Here is a 19,831-nt window from a genome sequence, read left to right as displayed (position 1 = left end):
TAAGTCTTCTACAAAGGAGTTTTTTTGTATTTAGTGGATAGGAAGTAATGCGGTTTTATAGGTACGCATCGATTTTTGGTTACAGTTGTCTAATTGTTTGTAGAACTAGATTAAATGTACATTCATTTTTCTCTACAATCTCAACGTCTTCAATACTGTCTACTAACTCTTTAAATAGTCGATATTTAGAAGAGTGGTTTAGTCTTTCTGCTAATGCCTTTCCCTCAAATGTGATAACGATTCGACCATCCTTTTCATTCATAGTGATACTTAATGAGTCAACAGTATTAAGGTTGTCAATAATTTGAATCAAATGTTGAATGAATCGAAATATATTATTCTCTATTTTATGGGGCTGCCTTTTAAGCGTTCCGCTAAAGTCAATGTCGATTGTTATGTTCTTTCCTTCTTTAAGTAGCTCATAGTAAGATTTAATAGCCCCGTAAGGTCCCAAATCCTGCATACATATTGGATATACACTAATGGAAGCTTCTTTCAACTGGTGTAATTGTTTTTCAATTTCTTTTTTTAGTGAAGCTAAATAATCTTTTGCAGAGTCTGATTGGGCTTCCTGGTCTAACGTACGGATTCCTAATAAAGAGCTATATAAAATTTGTTCAAGTGGATCCAATGTTTCATGAGCTAATTGATACTTTTCATTTTCATGAAAATCCCAAATTTGATTAATCATCTCGTTTTTTTGTTTGAATAACTGGAGGAGTTCTTCATAGTCATCTAAAATTTTAATCGCTAATTCAGATTCATTGTCGCTAATTTTGGATCGATAATCTTGAATAAGTGGTTGAATGTCACCAATACGGTTCATCACTATGTACACTCACACCCATCATATTATTTTCATTTCACGTTAACATTATCTCGCAATTACACAGCAATAATCTATAGGGTTTTTCCCTATATTTTTGAATTTTTTAAATGGAAGATGAACTTTCAGGTGTAAAATCTTTTGAAGGGAGAATCCCCCTTGTATTTATTTTTTTTTAAAAAAATTACTAGTAGAGACTAGGGAGTTTTTATGAGTAATTGAAGGGTTTTTCCTGATAGTAAGAATCATTATATCTGAAATAATAAATATAAGATTTGAACATTTGGAAAATACAGAAAAATCACAAAACATTTGAAAAGAGCTCTGTTTTATGGAAAAGGTGCTTAGGAAATTCAGAAACTTAAAAATGAAATTAATTATTACCTTTTCGGCCATATTAATCATTCCGACGATCGTGATTGGATCGCTAGGATATTTTACGGCTAAAGACTCGGTAGAACATGCAATGCTAGATGGCTTTGAGGGAACGCTTCATCTATTAAACTCAAATATTGATGAAACGATTCAGCCCAAAATACACGATTTAGATTTATTTTCTGAAATCATTACATCGACATTATATGAAGAAGATCGTAGTCCCGAAATTCGTAAACAATTTGATACATATATAAAACTACATCCAGAGGGACAAAGTATTTTTGTAGGAACTAATACTGGCATATTTATTCAAGAACCGAGAGTTGTCACAGATCCTAATTATGATCCAAGGGAAAGAGAATGGTATAAAGCAGCAATGGAAAACAAAGGCGAAACAATTGTATCAGAGCCTTTTACAACTGCAGGCACAGATGAACTCGTAGTAGCTGTTTCTCGTACAACGAAAGATGGGTCTGGCGTAATTGCTGTTAATATTAAACTAAGTTACATACAAGAACTTGTAAATCAAGTGAAGATAGGCGACGAAGGTTATGCCTTTCTTTTAGATAAAAGTAGAAATTACATCTCGCATCCAGTCAATGAAGCAGGAAGCGAAGCTCAAGGCACTTTCTACGACATCATCTATGAAAAAGAAAAAGGAAGCATGGATTTTGTATTTAATGGTGAAGATCGAATACTTACCTTTGCAACGAATGAATTAACAGGTTGGAAAATAGCAGGTACCGTTATTACAGATGAGGTGAAAGATGCGGCAGCACCAATTCTTAAAAATGCATTATTAGTTATTGGGATTGCAATAATCGTAGGAGCGGTAGTGATTTTCTTTGTTATCAGATCCATCATTATACCTATAAACGAATTGAAGGAAAAAGCGGTTACCATTAGTCAAGGAGATTTAACCGAGCAGATTCAGGTGAGATCCAATGATGCAATCGGTCAATTAGGACATGCATTCAATGATATGCAGGAAAGCCTTCGAGAATTAGTTTACAAGGTTGCAGAAAGTGCAGAACAAGTAGCATCTTCAGCAGAAGAATTATCAGCAAGTGCTGAAGAAACTAGCGCTGCCACTGGGCAAGTAGCAGTTTCCATTCAAGAAGTGGCAAGTAATGCTGATAAGCAAAAGACAGGGGTAGATAATACAGCTAAAGCGTTAGAAGAAGTTTCGGAGGGGGCAATGAGAATTGCGAATAATTCAACGGTCGTTTCAGAATTATCTCGCCATACCATAGTACAAGCAGAAGAAGGCGGTACAGCTGTTAGGGACACAGTGAACCAAATGGAGTCCATCAATCAGTCTGTAATGGAATCAAATACAACAATACAATCTTTGTATGAAAGTTCTAAAGAAGTGAGTTCAATACTGAATGTCATCACTAGTATAGCCGATCAAACGAATCTTCTTGCATTAAATGCTGCAATCGAGGCAGCTAGAGCGGGTGAACACGGCAAAGGATTTGCAGTTGTGGCGGGTGAAGTACGGAAACTTGCCGAACAATCTCAAACCTCTGCACAAGAAATTCATAAAATTGTAAGTAGAATCCAAAAAGATACAGAAAGTACTGTACAAACGATGGTTCGTGTGACAAATGATGTGCATGCTGGAGTAGAAGTTTCCAATAAAGCAATTGAAAAATTCAACCAGATTATTCAGGGAACAAAGGAAATCACTCCGCAAATGGAGGATGTTTCAGCAACTGTTCAAGAAATGTCAGCTGCGATCCAGGAAATCATGGCTATTGCAAATGATGTAGTCATTGCAGCACAAGGAAACGCAGTAAAATCAGAAGAAGTAGCAGCATCTGCAGAAGAACAGTTAGCCGCTATGGAAGAAATATCTCAATCAGCAAACGGCCTTTCCTCTATGGCAGAAAATTTAAATTCTTCTATTTCTAAATTCAGGTATTAGTCATATATAAATCATCTTAAAACTGTCGACATTGAACGGTCAAAACAAACTAGTGCGAGCAAAAACTTGCCGTATCCGAGCAAAAGTACGCGGTAAACGGTCAAAAAGCTAAGGTATCCGAGCAAAAAGTCGCTGCATCCGAGCAAAACAAACCGGTGGGAGCAAAACCTTACCGTATCCGAGCAAAAGCGGGTTTGGGGTTTGCGAAGAGGTGAATAATGGTTATCAATTATCAAAAGAGGTCTATAGGAGGGAACTCAAAGGCGGATATTGAGAGGTTTAAGGGGTGTTGTTAATGAAAAATTATAAGCTTTATAGTTTTTATTGGTACAATATCCGCCGTCCCCAGACATAGGAATCAACACATTTAAAAAAGACCGTAATCCTAAGTCTTCAATGAAAAACACCTTCGTTAATAAGTATTGGGTAATCATCTGATACCCGATTCTTCAACGAAAGGTGTTTTTATTTGTCACATTTTATTAGGTCAGTCTGAGCATTCCTGTTAGTAATAAGATTATTTTTTTCATGTACGTCCCCCTCGAATGGAAAGTGAACTTTTCGCGCTTTTATATAGTTTCATTCGGTGTTTATTCCTAAAAAAACTTTCTAACAACCCTATTTAAACATTTTTCTGATGTTCAAAAACGTGTGCATATGAGCATAAAGCGAAATGATAGGAATATAATGTAATTTGGAAGCGGAAAGGTAAAAAGAGGGGAAAGTCTGCATCGATCGAATTTAAAACTTAGTATTATATTTTTGGATAACAGATAGGCGTAAATGATGGGGAGGGGATATAGTGCATATTTTATGTAAAGGGTGCTATCAAGCGTTCACAATAAAAAATCTTGCAGAAGCCAGTAAAAGGGGTTTTCACAATGATTGTATTTGAGAATGTCACTAAAAATTACGAGAATAACCAGATTGCAGTGAATAGCATTAATCTTGAAATTAATAAAGGGGAAATCTTAGTCATCATTGGTCCAAGTGGTTGTGGAAAAACAACCTTACTAAAAATGATAAATCGTTTAATTCCTTTGACTGAAGGAACGATTCGAATTAACGGACAGAGAATCAGTGATTATAACATCCATGAATTACGCTGGAATATTGGCTATGTGCTCCAACAAATAGCGCTATTTCCGCATATGACGATTGAAGAGAATATAGCGATTGTGCCGGAGTTGAAAAAGTGGCGGCATGAAGATATCCAGCGTCGGGTTCGAGAGTTACTCGAGATGGTGGGGCTTGATGCCGATCAATATAGCCAACGGAAACCGAATGAACTTTCTGGTGGAGAGCAACAAAGAGTTGGGGTCATTCGTGCATTAGCAGCTGACCCGGAAATTGTTTTAATGGATGAGCCATTTAGTGCGCTAGATCCGATTAGTCGGACGAAATTACAAGATGACCTTCTTGAACTTCAACGTTCAATACAAAAAACCATTGTTTTTGTTTCGCATGATATGCAAGAGGCATTAAAATTAGCGGATCGGATTTGTGTGATGAAAGATGGGGGAATTGTGCAAATGGGTACGCCTCAAGAAATCATCCAAAATTCAGTGAATGATTTTGTTAGAGAGTTTATAGGAGTGAACGAGCATACTTTTCATAATCAAAGTTCTACAGAATCCTTAGAAAGAGGAGGATTCGAATGACTAATTTTATGGATGTTTTTAATGAACGTAAAGGACAACTAGTAGCCTCTTTACTAGAACACGTGCAGATTTCATTTATTGCATTATTTTTTGCCGTTGCTATTGCAATTCCTCTAGGAATCTATTTAACGAAAAAGAAGAAAATTGCAGAAAGCATTATTGGCATTAGCGCTGTTTTACAAACCATTCCTTCGTTAGCGTTACTCGGTTTGTTAATACCGTTGTTTGGCATTGGGAAGGTGCCTGCTATCATTGCTTTAGTTGTCTATGCGCTTTTACCGATTTTACGAAATACATTCACTGGCATAAATGAAGTGGATGCTTCGCTTAAAGAAGCGGCTACAGCGATGGGGATGAACACATGGAAAAGACTAGTGAAGGTGGAACTTCCACTTGCTATGCCCGTGATTATGGCGGGAATTAGGACAGCTATGGTCTTAATAGTAGGTACAGCAACACTAGCTGCGTTAATCGGTGCTGGTGGATTAGGGGATATCATTTTACTTGGAATTGATCGTAATAATCCTTCACTCATTATATTAGGGGCTGTGCCTGCTGCGTGTTTAGCATTAATGTTTGATGTTTTACTTAAAAAGCTCCAATCACTTTCCTTTAAAAAATCAGTCATCACATTAAGTGCAATTAGTGTTGCAGCAATACTGATGATTGTTGCACCATTAGTAAACGTCAATGAAAAAGACGAGATTGTGATTGCTGGTAAACTTGGATCAGAGCCCGAAATTCTGATTAATATGTATAAATTACTGATTGAAAATGAGACGGACTTAACCGTTCAATTAAAGCCTGGCCTTGGTAAAACTTCATTTGTATTTAACGCACTAAAATCCGGCAGTATCGATATTTACCCAGAATTTACGGGTACAGCCATTTCCGAGTTTTTAAAAGAGGAAGCTGTTAATAATAATGAAGAAGATGTGTATGAGCAGGCTAGAGCAGGGATGTTGGAGAAATTTGATATGGTGATGCTTAGCCCGATGAAGTATAACAACACCTATGCACTAGCTGTTTCAAAAGAAATGGCAGAAACCTATCAATTGAATACTATTTCGGATATTAAAGCTATTCAAGAATCCATCAAAGCAGGGTTTACACTCGAATTTAATGATCGAGAAGATGGTTATTTGGGTATACAAAAGCTCTATGGCATTACAATCAATCATATAAAAACAATGGAACCGAAGTTAAGATATCAAGCCATTGATACAGGCGATATTCAGTTATTAGATGCCTATTCAACAGACAGTGAAATTCGGCAATATAATTTAACTGTGTTAGCTGACGATCAACAGCTATTCCCACCATATCAAGGCGCACCATTAGTAAGAGCAGAAACACTAGAAAAGTATCCAGGACTAGAACTAGCGTTAAATAAACTAGCGGGTAAAATAACGGATGATGAAATGCGTGAAATGAATTATCAAGTTAATGTAGAAGGTAAAAATATAGAAAAGGTGGCACGTGAGTTTTTAGAGAAAGTGGGTCTATTGTAGAGGGATATTACTTTAAAAGCAGCTGGAGAAATCGAATCGTATTTCTCCAGCTGTTTTATTATGTTGTTAAGCTGCTTTTTTGTTGTTCTTTTTCTTTGATTTTTTGCTAGTGACTTTCTTGTTAGCCTTCTTCTCAGCTTTTTTCTTCTCTAACTTTTTCTCAATTTTCTTTTTGTCAGCTTTTTTCTTCGCTTTCTTTTCTAATACTGCTTCTTCAATTTTGTTTTTCTTGATTTTTTTTGCCATGTTTAATGCACCCCTTTATATATAGTGACTTTCTTTGAAAATAGAATGTCTATATACTAGGTTATACCATCCATAAATGGAATGCAAATATAGTTTATGGTATATTTTTACATTAAGTGTATGTAGACAATATTAATGTTCAATCATTAGTACCTTAATGTGTGTACAAATGCTAAAAGTAAATAAAGAACAAAGGTATAGATCATTACGCTATACATGGAGTAGATGGCTTAGTAATTAGTACTGATGTGGGGAGAACTGCTATGTACATTAAAATGATCATCTGCAGCTTTAGCTTTAAGCCAGATAAACAGTAACGTAAAGATTAATAAGATCAAAGCAAGTGTTATAAATATGCATTTGATAAGTTAAAAAAGATAATAGAATATAAAATACCAGGTGTGTTGATTATCAAAAAAATTTCAGTATTGAAGCGTGTATTTTAAATAAAATGTTATCAAAAAATGGCTTACTAGTTGATTGTAGGAAAGCGAGTCGGATGTAGCGGAAATCAACGTTTTCCACGATTATATTAACAATAATAGGTACATCAACACGCTTGAATTAAAATAAACATACTCATTTCATTGTGAAGTGAGCATGTTTATTTTATTATGAATATATTCATGAACTATATCATATGTATTAAATATAATCATTTTGGTTATAAATGAGTGTGTTTAATTGAAAATGAATAGTTTCATAAGCGAGGTATATGATGAGAATATATAACTATGACCCATTAAAGCAATTAATGATGCCGATGGAAACGGTGAAACTAATTGCCAAAATTAATGAATATAAAGGCAAGCAGGAATTGTATAAGCAGCAAGCTCCGCAAATATTAAATACTTTAAAAGATGTGGCGGTTATTCAATCGACAAAGGCTTCTAATGCAATCGAAGGCATCATTATTACGGATAGTCGGTTAAAAAGTATTATGGAAAACGATACAAACCTTCAAGATCGCTCGGAAGGAGAAATTGTGGGTTATCGTGATGTATTGCAATTGATCCATTCTTCTTTTGATGCAATACCGGTTAGAGAAAGTATTGTTTTGCAATTGCATAAAGAGCTGTACAGGTATATTGGGATTGAAGGTGGGCGATGGAAAAACGTTGATAATATCATTAGTGAAACATTTTCTGATGGAACAAAACATATTCGCTTTGAGCCAGTTTCAGCTTTTGAAACGCCCGCTGCTATGCAAAGATTATGTGAAGAATTGCGAGAAAGAATGTCAAAAGCAGATGTAGAGCCTCTTATTTTAATAAGCGTATTTATTTTAGATTTTTTATCGGTACACCCATTTAATGATGGAAACGGACGTATGGCTCGTTTGTTGACGCTATTACTTTTATATCAATTTGGCTTTGAAGTAGGGCGCTATATTAGTTTGGAAAAAATCATTGAGGATTCAAAAGAGGATTATTATGAAACACTAAGGAAATCATCCGTCAACTGGCATGCTAATACAAATGATATTTTCCCATGGGTGAATTATTTGTTAGGCACATTTGTAGCGGCCTATAAAGATTTAGAGAGCCGAGTAGGCATACTAGAGTCACAAAAAGGAAGCAAGAGCCAACGTGTACATTCTTTCATTGAAAAGAAACTGGGTTATTTTACAAAATCCGATATCCGCAATGCATGTCCAGATGTCAGTGAAGCAACAATTAATCGCGTATTGAATGAATTGAAAGAACAGAAAATGATTACCCCAGAAGGATTAGGGCGTAATGCGAAGTGGAAGAAGATTTAGAAGAGGGCTTAAAACACACTAGGCCCTAGCTAGAAAAATCTATTGAAGAGATTGACCTTCGATAGCAAAGAGGATGGATGGCAATTTCTTAGAGTGTATTTCTAAACAGAGTAGGCGAATATATAAGAATCCTATTGGATAAAAAATTTCGCAGACAATTAAAACTAAAAATTGAAAAACAACGCCCATTTAGACTAGATAATCCCCTCATTGAAAAGTAATTAATTTCGTATTTTGAAATAATGGATTTGAAAGAGTGGACGGAGCGATTTCTGCAAGTAGTAATAAGTGAAGTTGAATAAAAGATGAACCGTCTAATCAAATTTGAATTAGGCGGTTCATTTTATTTTCTCTAAAACACTTGATTCCATGCTAAGAATAATAGTTTGATTTTTTTCTATAATCAATATATATAAATCATCTTAAAACTGTCGACATTGAACGGTCAAAAAACTGGTGCGAGCAAAACCTTGCCGTATCCGAGCAAAAGCCCTGGGTAAACGGTCAAAAAGTTACGGTATCCGAGCAAAAAGACGCTGCCTCCGGTCAAAACAACTTGGTCCGAGAAAAACATCGCAGTATCCAGTCAAGAGTTTCGCAATATGTAGGCTGATTGTTAAAGTCAATCGTTATGCTGGAACATTAAAATGCACATATTTCATGATACCGTTTTAAAATATTCTGCCTCCGGGTTCTTGATATAAATACGTGTATTTAACTTTAACAATAGGCTTCCTTCTCATGAATCGCTTGTAAATCGCGCAAATCAAAATACCCTAAGCCACCCATGCATAAATCACCTGACTCGACACTTTCAAGACAATCCGCCCATAGGTTTTTTCATTATTTTTCCCTCGTCCTAACTGCACGTTTAAGAATTGACCACTTAGTAAATCGTATGCCCATTGGATCTTCCCCCCTGCTGTATTACTACTTCCGCCTGAGCCTTGATCATCAATGACGAAGGAGTCAGGCAGTTGAAACACCGTTGCGTCTAAAATCCGAATACGTTTGAATGTAGAAATCCTATGTGAAAAGAGTTCGAATTCTTCAGAAGGCAAGAAATTCGTGGGAAACGTCATCCTTTCAAATATTTTATTGAAAGAATAACGTTTTTTTCGTTTTAAGGGAAATCTATTTCAGGGGATGTGAGGGGACCTCTAAAAATATTTAGAAAATTAAAAAGTTTTATTGACTTAGTAATATTCAGAAATATATAATTTAAAAAACGAGAATTGATAATCAATTATCGATATTTGAGAATAAGGAGGGAGAAAAAGGTATGAGTGTTGAAAAAACACTTGATATTTTAGATTTATTTGATTTTAAAACTCGAGAATTAACTGTACAAGAGATTGGAATTAGATTAGAACAACCACAAAGTTCCGTTTACCGTCATTTAAAAGTCTTAAAAGATAGAGGCTTTATTACTGAAACAAACAAAGGAGCTTATCGATTAGGCTATCGATTTTTGGAAATGGCGAAAATTGTTAAGTCAGATATTAACCTATCATCAGTCGCTTTTCCTATCATGCAAGAACTTTGCAAGAAGTTAAATGAAACAGTGATTTTAACCATTGTTTCTGGTTTGAATGTTATTTGTTTAGAGGTTATTACGCCAGATCAACCAATAAAAGTATCATCAACGCAAGGGAAGATATTACCCTTACATGCAGGGGCCTCTTCAAGAATTTTATTGGCACATTTAGATGACAAAATCATTCATGAACTTGATAAGAAAAATATGTTGGAAAAGTACTCCGACTATACTGTTACGGATGTGGAAGGGTTACTTGCTTTAAAGAAAGAGGTATTAGAAAAGGGATATGCTGTTTCAGATTCTGAAGTGGATATTGACGTATACGCCTTTGGTGTAGCAATAAAAGATATTGATAAAAAACTTGTAGCGGGCTTAAGTATTGCAGGACCCAAAAACCGCCTAATAGCGATGGATGAAGGATATATTATTAATTCAATATTTGAAGCAAGAGATAAAATACAAGCATTTTTATAAAGGGGATAATAATAATGAACTTTGATGTTGTTATTAAAGGGAGAATTGTTTTACCGAATGAGGTAATTGATGGGGAAATCGGTATTTTAGGTGGGAAAATTAAAATTATTGAAAGAACGCAAGGAACTTTAAATGGGGTCCAAATGATCGATGCAAACGAGCAAATTATTTTCCCTGGTGTTATTGATGGTCATGTCCACGCATTTAGTAATCCAGAAGAAGGTTTAGTAGCAACGACATCAGCTGCAGCGGCTGGTGGTGTAACGACTATTATTGATATGCCTTATGATCTACCGAACCCTGTGAACAACCTAGACACTTTCTTAAAGAAAGTAGATTTAGTAGATAAAGAAGCAGTTGTTGATACTTGTCTTTGGGGAACAATTGCTAAAGAAAATGGAGCGGAAGCAATCGATGATTTAGCAGAAGCTGGCGCTTGTGCATTTAAAATGTCTACTTTTGAAACAGATAGCTATCGTTTCCCGAGAATTTCCGATGTAGATATTATGAAAGCGATGAGTAAGTTGAAAGAACACGATCTTGTTGCAGCCTTTCATGCAGAAAACGACGAAATGATTGTAGATTTAATTGATGAATTCCAAAAAAACGGCAAGGTTTATCCAAAAGCGCATATGGAATCACGACCACCCGTTACTGAAACAACTGCTGTATTAAAGTTAATGGAGTTAAGTCACTGGGCAGATGCCAAGTTACATATAGTACACGTCAGTCATCCACGTACAATTTCGTTAATCCAACAGTTTAAAAAACAAGGGGTAAAAGTAACTGCGGAAACTTGTTATCCATATTTATTATTATCTGTTGAGGATTTAGAAAAGTTCGGTCCAAAAGCCAAAAATAACCCACCTTTACGTTATGAAGAAGATGTTCAAGGATTGTGGGAGCAATTATTAAATGAAGAAATTGATTTTATTACAACAGACCATGCGCCATGGAAAAATGAACAAAAAGAACGTGGTGCAGATAATATTTTCTTAGCAGCTTCAGGTATGCCTGGATTAGATATTATTGTGCCGTTAATGTACGATGCTGCCGTGCAAAAACATGGGATGTCACTAGAACAGTTTGCAAAAATAATGTCACAAAACGTTGCAGACATTTATGGTATTCCAAATAAAGGGCGAATTGAAGTTGGATACGATGCCGATTTTACAATTATCGATCCTCTTAAGCCATATGTAATCGAAGAAAAAAATCTTCATTCCAATTCAAAATTAACACCATTTGATGGAGTTCAAGTGAATTGTTCGATTGCAAAAACAATTATTCGAGGTGTGACGGTATTTGATGGTAAAGAGATTTCGGTAGAACCTGGATTTGGTAAATTTGTTCCTGGTAAAGCATATAAAGGTAGCCGTTTAGAAATTTAAGCAACAGGGGATGGGGATTTATGAGTAACGTAGCTACACATAGTATTTGTATAGAACGAATACAAGCCGATTTAGAAGAAATGGCCCAGTTATTTAATTCAGATACAATCGGTTATAATCGTTTGGCTTTCTCCAAAGAGGAAGACGGAGCACTCGAATGGCTTCGTAAAAAACTTGAAGAATTAAACGTTACAGTTGCACAAGATGCTGTAGGAAATGTTTTTGGAAGAATAGGACCTCTAAACGAACCAGCCATTGCAATGGGGTCACATTTAGACACAGTTATTCATGGTGGTTTATTTGATGGCGCATTAGGTGTAGTGACAGGTCTTGAAATATTAAGAGTAATTCAAGAGAAAAATATTCAACTAGAGTTTCCTGTAGAACTTATTGCCTTTCGAGCAGAAGAGGCCAACCCTCTTGGTGGTACGTTTGGAAGCCGTTCATTAGTAGGTCAGCTAAACGTTAATGCTGAAATAGAAGAGAAACTTAACCTTGTCGGGTTAACAAAAGAAGATTGTGTTTCCACTTTACACAATAGACATTTATACAAACAGTTTATCGAGTTGCATATTGAACAAGGGGCTGTGTTAGAAGAAAATCAAGAAAAAATAGGAATTGCTACTGGCATTGCCGGGATATTAAGAGTCGAAGCAATTTTTAAAGGACAGGCTCGGCATGCAGGTACAACCCCTATGAACCAACGGAAAGATGCTCTTGTACATGCAGCAAAATTTATTTTACATGCAGAGAATACAGTGGCAAATTATGATCCACAAATGGTTGTTACAATTGGCGAATTAGAATTACAGCCTAATTTAGCAAGTGTAGTTCCTGATTTTGTAAAGTTAACGATTGAAATTCGTGCTATGGATTGGGAAAAGATGAGCGAGTTTCAACAGGCATTACAACAATATGCTAGTTTTAATAATTTTGATGTTTCGTTTAAGAAAACAGTTGAAAAAAAGCCAAATAATTTGGATACACAAATTCAAGAACAAATAGAAAAAGTATGTATTGAGAATCAAATTCCTTATCGTTATATGATGAGTGGGGCCAACCACGATTGTAAATCTATGGCATCTATTGTTCCATCAGCACTTCTATTTATCCCAAGTAAAGATGGTATTAGCCATCATCCAGATGAATTTTCTAGTTGGGAAGATATTAAAATAGGCGCTCAAGTGTATTTAGAAACAGTTCTACAACTATCAAAGGGGTGTATTTAAATGAAAAAATTATTATTAGGGGTATTAGTATCTAGCATTTTATTATTATTAGCGGCTTGTGGTGGAGAATCGGATGGGAGTGCAAAGGCGGTAGAGGATTCAAAAGAAACAAATTCAACGAGTGCGTTAGAAGCTGTTAAAGAAAAAGGCAAGCTAGTCATTGGTACGGCTGGGAATTATCGTCCTTTTTCTTATATGGACTCTTCAAATAATTTAATTGGTTATGATATTGAATGGGGGAATATCATAGCAGAGGAACTAGGGGTTGAAGCTGAGTATGTTACGGGTCAATTTGCGGGTCTGATCCCTGGTTTAGTAGCAAACAAATTTGATGTCTTATTGTCTGGAGTTAACGTAACAGAAGAACGACTGAAATCTGTTATTTTCACTGAACATTATGCAGTAGATGGACTAGTCGCTGTAGTTCAAAAAGATAATAAAGATATTTTCGGTATTGAGGACCTTGAAGGACATGTTGTTGGTGTAAATGCAGGTTCTGCTTTTGAAGAAGTTGTAAAAAAGATTGGAACATATAAAGATTTAAAAACATATCCAGGTGCTGCAGAAAGCTTTTTGGATTTAACAGCAGGACGTGTAGATCTAGTAGCTATCGGTTTACCAGCTGCTGCTGAGTATATTAATAATTCTGTTAGTGGCGATGATCTTAAAATTGTCGGTGATACTTACGACAAAAAAGACATTGCAGTTGCAGCGAAACCTGGAAGTGAGGATTTAGTAGAAGCTATTACTAAAATTATTCAAAAGAAAAAAGAAGATGGCACTTATGACGAATTAGCTATGAAATACTTTGGAATGACATTCGATTAAGAAAGGAACATGAGTATGAATTTAGAAGTAATATCTAATGCTCTCCCTTTCTTAATTGAAGGGGCATGGGTTACATTAAAAGTTTCAATTCTGGCTATTGTAATTGGTACAATCTTAGGATTCATTCTTTGTTTGTTTAAAATGTCACACAATCCAATATTAAAAACCTTTTCTTCCATTTACATTTGGTTATTTAGAGGATTACCATTATTAATTATTCTGTTCTTAGCGTATTATGCAACACCGTTTAACATTACTCTAACAGCTTTTGTAGCAGCATTATTTGCAATGTCATTAAATGCAGCAGCTTATAAAGCGGAAATTATCCGATCTGGTATGATGGCTATTCCAAAAGGACAAATAGAAGCAGCGGAAGCTATTGGTATGACGCCTGTGCAAATTATGTTCCGTATTAAAATACCTCAAATGGTTCGTTTAATTATACCGCCATACATTAATAATGCAGTGGTTCTTTTAAAAGAATCTGCACAAATTTCTGTAATAACTGTACCTGACTTAATGTTAAATGCCCAAATGCAATATAGTAGTACTTACCTTCCATACGAAACATTAGGTGTAGCGGCTATCTTATATTTAGTTCTGACTAGTGGACTAATGTTATTACAATCATATACAGAGAAGAAACTGAATGTTTCGAATAATAATTTATAAGGGTGGTGGATTTATATGGGAGTAATCAAAATCGAAAACTTAAATAAATATTATGGTGATAAAAAGGCGTTATCCGATATTAATTTAACTGTTAATAAAGGTGAAGTAGTTACACTAATTGGTCCTAGTGGATCTGGTAAAAGTACCCTTTTGAGATGTATTAATTTGCTTGAAGTTCCATCAGACGGGAACATTTCAATTAATAATAAACAAGTAAGTTTTAAACTAAATAGAGTAAATCAACTAACCTATGGATCGAAAAAGAAGATTAGTAAAGTACGAGAAGAAGTTGGGATGGTTTTTCAACATTTTAATTTATGGAAGCACCGTTCAGTATTGGAGAACATAACTGAAGGCCCTATTCAAGTTAAAAAGTGGCATAAATCAAAGGCAATTGCTAAAGCTGAAGAATTATTAAATAAAGTAGGATTAATCGATAAAATCAATGCACACCCAAGCAATTTATCTGGGGGACAACAACAACGAATTGCTATTGCTAGGGCATTGGCAATGGAGCCGCAAGTAATGTTGTTTGACGAAGCTACGTCAGCTTTAGATCCTGAAATGGTTAATGAAGTACTACAAATTATGAACGACTTAGCACATTCAGGGATGACAATGATCATTGTTACACATGAAATGGAATTTGCTCGAAAAGTATCAGACAGAGTAATTTTTATGGAAAATGGATCTATTGTTGAGCAAGGAGCACCTGATTATATCTTTGGTAAGACAACAAATCCTCGTGTTACGAAGTTTTTAAATAGTATGTCGGCTCATGTGTAGGTAGAATTCGTATTCACATTCGCAGTATTTAATAGGAGAGTTAATGGATATTTATTCGAGGTTAATGGAATCTAACGATAATCAACCTATTCATCATAGTATTGCACAATCTATTCATGAATTAGCTCAAATCGGATTAACTGATGAAGGTGGAAGTAATCGTATTGCTGGCTCAGAAAGTGAAATTTTTTCTAGAGAATGGTTAAAAAATAAGATGCTTGCAGTAGGAATGGAAGTAATTGAACATAGCCAATCCATCTATGGTTATTACCCAGGAGAAGATGATAATCTGCCAGCGATTATGCTAGGATCCCATCTTGATACTGTTAAAAATGGTGGTCATTTTGATGGGACAATTGGTGTATTATTGCCATTAATTTACGTTGAACAATTGAATTCACAAAAGAAAAAAATAAAACATCCGATAATAATCAGTTCTTTCTACGATGAGGAGGGTGTTATAACGGGTGTTGGTTTAGAAGGAAGTAGGAAATTTCAGAAGGATTATAGCAAAAAATGTAAGCCCTTTCAAAAATCAATAGAGACTTTTATCGAAATTCATATTGAACAAGGTCCTGTTCTTGAATTATACCAAAAGCCAATTGGACTTGTTTCTTCAATTGTAGGTTCGTTTGCTTTGGAAGTTACATTTGACGGTATCAGTGGACATGCGGGCACTGTACCGATGACGTTACGTAAAGATCCTTTAATTTGTTTTTGCGAGTGGGCAAGTAAAATAAAGCAATTTATTCTTCCTTTTGGCGAAGAAGCAAAGGTAACAATCGGTCGAATTGAAATGCTTCCCAATGTAACGAATGTCATTCCCAATCAAGTAAAAGTCCAACTTGATATTCGTCATGTGAAACTAGAACAATTGAAAGAAATGATTTCAACTTTAATTGCGGAAGCGAAAGTCATAGCTGCAAGACAGGGTATTAAGATAGCTTCTAATGCTCAACTTGTTCAAACTCCTCAATTTTTAGACCGAGAAATTTTACGTAAAGCCAACCGTGATAATCAGTTACCGATACTAGTAAGTGGTGCGTTGCATGACAGTGCGATTATCAGTGAAATCATTCCAACATTACTGATTTTTGTTCGAAGTCGAGGTGGAATCAGTCATACACCAGAGGAATGGACTACCCTTAATGATCTGGTAGAAGCATATGAATTTATGAAAAATCTTTTAAAGGATTGGTGAAAATGAGTATTGGCTTTGTTACATTAGGTACGACCCCTAGAGCAGATTTAGCACAGGTCATTGTGAACAATGGTTATGAAAAATTTGAAATAATCGGTGCCTTAGACAATTTGACACAACTTGAAATTGAAGAGATTAGTAGTATTTCCGGTAATACGCCATTATTTGTTCGTACTAATTTTGGCTCGTATGAAATTGAAAGAGATATATTAATTCCTTATATTGAAAAAGCTACAAATGAACTACATCAAAAAGGGTATAACATGGCAATCTTACTTTGTTCAGCAGCATTTCCTGTTTTTTCAGCGAATATCCCTGTCGTTTTACCAACAGATATTATTGAAAAAATGGTTAAAAGTACTAAACAACAACCCGTACTTGTTTGTGTTCCTATTGAAAATCAAATTTCCTTTGCTCAACGAAAATGGAGTGAAGCAGGAATAGAAGCGATAGTTCATACATTTAACCCTTTAGAAACAACAGCTAAGGAAATTCAGTATCATATAGAAAAAACTGTAGCGAAACAAGTTGTGTTAGATTGTATAAGTTATAGCTCAGAATTGCATTTAGAATTACAACAATTATCAGATACACCAATATGGAATCCACTTAAACAAACCTTAAAGCATTTTAAATAATATAGAAGGTATATAGAGCATGTTTTAAAAACATGCTCTATATTTTTGTTTAAATATTAAACAAAACCATTACTAGATTTAAGTAATTAATTATCTTTTATTGAGATCCTAAAAATCTTCATTTTCCTACTGAGAAAATGGGGTTTTTTGTGTGACAAAAAGAATACGTAGTAAAATGTATTTTGCGATTCGCTTTATGCTGGTGCGGTCAAAGTGAACGGCGACGACAGATCCATCATCATAAACTCCTATACAATCAACTAAATCTAAACTTATAAATTTGATTTTTATCCTTATCTATGATAAATTATGAATGAACGTCATTCATTTTATGAATTGTTATCCTAACTTAATCGAATAACAATTCTTCAACAATAAATAGTAATACGAGGAGGTTAAAGATGAATAAGTCGTGGATGTATGTTGGATTGACAAGTTTATGTGAATTATTATGGATTTTTGGTTTTAATGTTGCGAGTACTTGGTGGCATTGGGCCATTATAATACCAATCATTGCTGTGGATTTTTGGTTTCTTTCTAAAGCTTGTGAAGGTTTACCGACTGGTACGGTATATGCCATATTTGCGGCTGCAGGCACAGTAGGTACCGCATTAATGGATATTTTTATATTCAATGAGAGTTTTACTGCTATGAAAATTGTATTTATATGTGTAATTGTCATTGGGGTGATGATGTTAAATATTGCGGATACAATATCTGAACGAAAACTTCAAAAGGAGGCGGCATAATTGGGTTGGTTATTTGTATTTTTAGCAGCCATTTTAGAGACAGTGGGCGTAATTGGTTTAAAAAAATTTAGTACAACGAAAAATTTTATCAATGCCTTTATTTTAATCGCTGGATTCAGTGGGGCATTTTACTTTTTATATGCTTCGTTTGACTATTTACAAGTGAGTATTGCCTATGCAGTATGGATTGGTATAGGCACGACAGCAGCTGTCCTAATTAATATGCTGTTTTTTGGAGAATCAAAAAGCATGGGACGAATTGTCGCTGTGATTGTGATTGTCATCGGTGTTTCGGGATTAAAATATGTTTCCTAATAAATGAGAGGGCACAGAATATTTTCTTGCTCTTTTTTCGTTTGTCGATCAAGATGAAAAAGAACATGTCCATTGTTCTTTCCTTTAATATTCGTTAAGATGAAAGTAACTATGAATGAGAATCATTCAATGAATATGGGGTGGTATGGCATTGGATAAAAAACAAAAAATTATTGAAGCAACGATTGAACAGTTTATGACAAAAGGTGTAGAAAGCACTAAAATATCTGATATTGTAAAAGCTGCAGGGATAGCGCAAGGTACCTTTTATTTATACTTTCCATCTAAATTTTCGGTAATGCCAGAAATCGCAAAATTTGCTGTTGAAGAAATTATGAAAGGCATCCATTTAAGCGTCAATTTATCACATGATTTTGATAATAAAATTGAACAACTTGTAAAAGCTGTCTTTTCAATTACAGAGCAAAAAAAGGAATTATTTGCCGTTCTCTATGCGGGTTTAGCACAGAGTGAGCATTTAAAACAATGGGAGTCCATCTATGCTCCATTTTATGACTGGGTATATAATTTATTAGATGAGTCCGTTAGAAAAGGAGAAATTCGACAAAACATTGATTGTGCACGTACTTCCCGCATTTTAATAGGGCTAATCGAATCCACTGCAGAACAATTATATTTGTATGATACTCCGACGCAAGAAGAAATCGATGCTCAATACGCAGAATTAATACTATTTACGAAAAGTGCATTCAAATAACTTCTTTTAGCAAACCTATTTGTAGGTGTTCCAATAAAAACTGAAAGAGGATAAAGCCGAATTTGGACTTAGGTTACTGTTTTATAAGTATAGTTGTAACTAAGGAAGACTTAAATATTTTTTATCTAACGTAGAGTTCTCCAAAACGCCGCAACCGTAAAAATCAGCCCGTGCTAATAACACAGGCTGATTTTTTATATCGACCCCCATTACCTATATAAATCATCTTAAAACTGTCGACATTGAACGGTCAAAACAAACCGGTGCGAGCAAAACCTTACCGTATCCGAGCAAAAGCCCTGGGTAAACGGTCAAAAAGCTACGGTATCCGAGCAAAAAGTCGTTGCATCCGGTCAAAACTTGTGCGTAAAGGTTTTGAAACGGACTACTCTGATGCGTATACCGTTCTGGATCGGTTTTATTGGGAGCCAGAAGATATGGAAGCTGTCATGTATGATGCACAAAACGTTTCATTTGAGGATGCAGCAAGGAAATGGATAGAAGAAAACGAGGATAGAGTAAATGAATGGACAAAAGAGATTAAGAAAGTAGATGGAAAAGACATTGCAATCGTTTCAACTCCGTGGGATACAGAAAGAGCTTCAAGTAGTGTAGGCAGTATTAGAACAATTAGGCTACGATGTCACTGTGACACCAGTTGATCCGGTCATCATGTTCCAAGCAATTGCTACTGGTGAAGCGGATGCCACTGTCGCTCCTTGGTTACCGTCAACACACCATTCCTTTTATGAAAAACATAAGGAAGACGTAGTAGATTTAGGTGAGAACTTAAAAGGTACACAGAACGGATTTGTTGTGCCGACATATATGGACATCGACTCGATTGAAGATTGCAACCAAAAGAGTAACGATCCGTTCACTGCTAGTAGAAAGGAGAATTTCCTCGTGAAGGGGGGAAGTTCTCCTTTTCTGTATTGAAAATACTTCAAGTAGATTTTTTAAATTAACGCAGTCT

At 35.3% G+C, this 19,831-nt stretch carries 18 protein-coding genes and 2 pseudogenes; 17 read left to right on the top strand and 3 right to left on the bottom strand.

All coding sequences use genetic code 11. The features are described from left to right. Positions 1-79: 79 nt before the first annotated feature. Entirely contained in the window at positions 80-838 is a 759-nt protein-coding gene (locus AC3II9_RS03660) for a hypothetical protein (protein ID WP_489153211.1), read from the bottom strand. 319 nt (positions 839-1,157) lie between these two features. Between AC3II9_RS03660 and AC3II9_RS03655 the strand changes: the two genes are divergently transcribed. The 3 genes and pseudogenes from AC3II9_RS03655 to opuFB all read left to right on the top strand — a co-directional run bounded on the left by AC3II9_RS03655 (position 1,158) and on the right by opuFB (position 6,306). Then, positions 1,158-3,134, top strand: a complete 1,977-nt coding sequence (locus AC3II9_RS03655) for a methyl-accepting chemotaxis protein (protein WP_489153209.1) — start codon at positions 1,158-1,160, stop codon at positions 3,132-3,134. A gap of 881 nt (positions 3,135-4,015) precedes the next feature. Further along, positions 4,016-4,729 (top strand): annotated as a pseudogene (locus tag AC3II9_RS03650) (ABC transporter ATP-binding protein); the annotation flags it as partial. Between the two features lie 62 nt (positions 4,730-4,791). After that, on the top strand, positions 4,792-6,306 hold the full coding sequence (gene opuFB, locus AC3II9_RS03645; RefSeq protein WP_489153207.1) for an osmoprotectant update ABC transporter permease/substrate-binding subunit OpuFB: 1,515 nt from the start codon (positions 4,792-4,794) through the stop codon (positions 6,304-6,306). A 66-nt stretch (positions 6,307-6,372) separates the two neighbouring features. On the opposite strand, the gene AC3II9_RS03640 is transcribed toward opuFB, so the two are convergent. Beyond that, complete coding sequence (locus AC3II9_RS03640; protein WP_431027778.1) at positions 6,373-6,552, bottom strand: hypothetical protein; 180 nt, start codon at positions 6,550-6,552, stop codon at positions 6,373-6,375. A gap of 718 nt (positions 6,553-7,270) precedes the next feature. Here AC3II9_RS03640 and AC3II9_RS03635 point away from each other — a divergent pair. Next, complete coding sequence (locus AC3II9_RS03635; protein ID WP_489153206.1) at positions 7,271-8,314, top strand: Fic family protein; 1,044 nt, start codon at positions 7,271-7,273, stop codon at positions 8,312-8,314. A gap of 673 nt (positions 8,315-8,987) precedes the next feature. Here the strand turns inward: AC3II9_RS03635 and AC3II9_RS03630 are convergent. Beyond that, positions 8,988-9,354 (bottom strand): annotated as a pseudogene (locus tag AC3II9_RS03630) (transposase); the annotation flags it as partial. Positions 9,355-9,596: 242 nt separating this feature from the next. Between AC3II9_RS03630 and AC3II9_RS03625 the strand changes: the two are divergent. From AC3II9_RS03625 to AC3II9_RS03565, 13 genes are all read left to right on the top strand, one after another. Further along, a complete protein-coding gene (locus tag AC3II9_RS03625; protein WP_391373491.1) occupies positions 9,597-10,328 on the top strand; it encodes an IclR family transcriptional regulator in 732 nt (243 codons plus the stop codon). A gap of 14 nt (positions 10,329-10,342) precedes the next feature. Beyond that, positions 10,343-11,719: a hydantoin-5-propionate amidohydrolase gene (locus tag AC3II9_RS03620; protein WP_489153204.1), complete on the top strand. Its 1,377-nt coding sequence runs from the start codon at positions 10,343-10,345 to the stop codon at positions 11,717-11,719. Positions 11,720-11,739: 20 nt separating this feature from the next. Next, the gene (locus AC3II9_RS03615; RefSeq protein WP_489153202.1) at positions 11,740-12,948 is read left to right on the top strand and encodes a Zn-dependent hydrolase; all 1,209 of its coding nucleotides are present in this window, start codon (positions 11,740-11,742) and stop codon (positions 12,946-12,948) included. Further along, on the top strand, positions 12,949-13,776 hold the full coding sequence (locus tag AC3II9_RS03610; protein WP_489153200.1) for a substrate-binding periplasmic protein: 828 nt from the start codon (positions 12,949-12,951) through the stop codon (positions 13,774-13,776). A gap of 15 nt (positions 13,777-13,791) precedes the next feature. Beyond that, complete coding sequence (locus AC3II9_RS03605; protein ID WP_391373479.1) at positions 13,792-14,448, top strand: amino acid ABC transporter permease; 657 nt, start codon at positions 13,792-13,794, stop codon at positions 14,446-14,448. A 15-nt stretch (positions 14,449-14,463) separates the two neighbouring features. Further along, complete coding sequence (locus tag AC3II9_RS03600; RefSeq protein ID WP_391373476.1) at positions 14,464-15,234, top strand: amino acid ABC transporter ATP-binding protein; 771 nt, start codon at positions 14,464-14,466, stop codon at positions 15,232-15,234. A 43-nt stretch (positions 15,235-15,277) separates the two neighbouring features. Further along, on the top strand, positions 15,278-16,435 hold the full coding sequence (locus AC3II9_RS03595) for a M20/M25/M40 family metallo-hydrolase (protein WP_489153199.1): 1,158 nt from the start codon (positions 15,278-15,280) through the stop codon (positions 16,433-16,435). A 2-nt stretch (positions 16,436-16,437) separates the two neighbouring features. Next, positions 16,438-17,073, top strand: a complete 636-nt coding sequence (locus AC3II9_RS03590) for an AroM family protein (RefSeq protein WP_489153197.1) — start codon at positions 16,438-16,440, stop codon at positions 17,071-17,073. Positions 17,074-17,474: 401 nt separating this feature from the next. After that, positions 17,475-17,822, top strand: coding sequence for a DMT family transporter (locus tag AC3II9_RS03585; RefSeq protein WP_489153195.1), 348 nt, complete (start codon positions 17,475-17,477; stop codon positions 17,820-17,822). Continuing rightward, positions 17,823-18,137 carry a DMT family transporter gene (locus tag AC3II9_RS03580; protein WP_489153193.1) on the top strand — a complete coding sequence of 105 codons (315 nt, stop codon included), beginning with the start codon at positions 17,823-17,825 and terminating at the stop codon, positions 18,135-18,137. 151 nt (positions 18,138-18,288) lie between these two features. After that, positions 18,289-18,855: a TetR/AcrR family transcriptional regulator gene (locus AC3II9_RS03575; protein WP_489153191.1), complete on the top strand. Its 567-nt coding sequence runs from the start codon at positions 18,289-18,291 to the stop codon at positions 18,853-18,855. Between the two features lie 362 nt (positions 18,856-19,217). Then, the gene (locus AC3II9_RS03570; RefSeq protein ID WP_489153189.1) at positions 19,218-19,517 is read left to right on the top strand and encodes a glycine betaine ABC transporter substrate-binding protein; all 300 of its coding nucleotides are present in this window, start codon (positions 19,218-19,220) and stop codon (positions 19,515-19,517) included. Then, entirely contained in the window at positions 19,504-19,794 is a 291-nt protein-coding gene (locus AC3II9_RS03565; RefSeq protein WP_489153187.1) for a glycine betaine ABC transporter substrate-binding protein, read from the top strand. Before AC3II9_RS03570 ends, AC3II9_RS03565 begins: the two co-directional genes overlap by 14 nt. Positions 19,795-19,831: the final 37 nt, after the last annotated feature.

Source organism: Lysinibacillus sp. RU7 (genome assembly GCF_057837305.1).
This window is presented reverse-complemented; position numbering and strand designations above follow the sequence as displayed.

What these genes read in the sequence shown, in the direction of transcription:
- AC3II9_RS03640 (WP_431027778.1), bottom strand. Translation starts at nt 6,552, where the DNA reads ATGGCAAAAAAAATCAAGAAAAACAAAATTGAAGAAGCAGTATTAGAA.
- AC3II9_RS03655 (WP_489153209.1), top strand. Translation starts at nt 1,158, where the DNA reads ATGGAAAAGGTGCTTAGGAAATTCAGAAACTTAAAAATGAAATTAATT.
- AC3II9_RS03610 (WP_489153200.1), top strand. Translation starts at nt 12,949, where the DNA reads ATGAAAAAATTATTATTAGGGGTATTAGTATCTAGCATTTTATTATTA.
- AC3II9_RS03615 (WP_489153202.1), top strand. Translation starts at nt 11,740, where the DNA reads ATGAGTAACGTAGCTACACATAGTATTTGTATAGAACGAATACAAGCC.
- AC3II9_RS03635 (WP_489153206.1), top strand. Translation starts at nt 7,271, where the DNA reads ATGAGAATATATAACTATGACCCATTAAAGCAATTAATGATGCCGATG.
- AC3II9_RS03600 (WP_391373476.1), top strand. Translation starts at nt 14,464, where the DNA reads ATGGGAGTAATCAAAATCGAAAACTTAAATAAATATTATGGTGATAAA.
- AC3II9_RS03585 (WP_489153195.1), top strand. Translation starts at nt 17,475, where the DNA reads ATGAATAAGTCGTGGATGTATGTTGGATTGACAAGTTTATGTGAATTA.
- AC3II9_RS03625 (WP_391373491.1), top strand. Translation starts at nt 9,597, where the DNA reads ATGAGTGTTGAAAAAACACTTGATATTTTAGATTTATTTGATTTTAAA.
- AC3II9_RS03620 (WP_489153204.1), top strand. Translation starts at nt 10,343, where the DNA reads ATGAACTTTGATGTTGTTATTAAAGGGAGAATTGTTTTACCGAATGAG.
- AC3II9_RS03595 (WP_489153199.1), top strand. Translation starts at nt 15,278, where the DNA reads ATGGATATTTATTCGAGGTTAATGGAATCTAACGATAATCAACCTATT.
- AC3II9_RS03605 (WP_391373479.1), top strand. Translation starts at nt 13,792, where the DNA reads ATGAATTTAGAAGTAATATCTAATGCTCTCCCTTTCTTAATTGAAGGG.
- opuFB (WP_489153207.1), top strand. Translation starts at nt 4,792, where the DNA reads ATGACTAATTTTATGGATGTTTTTAATGAACGTAAAGGACAACTAGTA.
- AC3II9_RS03590 (WP_489153197.1), top strand. Translation starts at nt 16,438, where the DNA reads ATGAGTATTGGCTTTGTTACATTAGGTACGACCCCTAGAGCAGATTTA.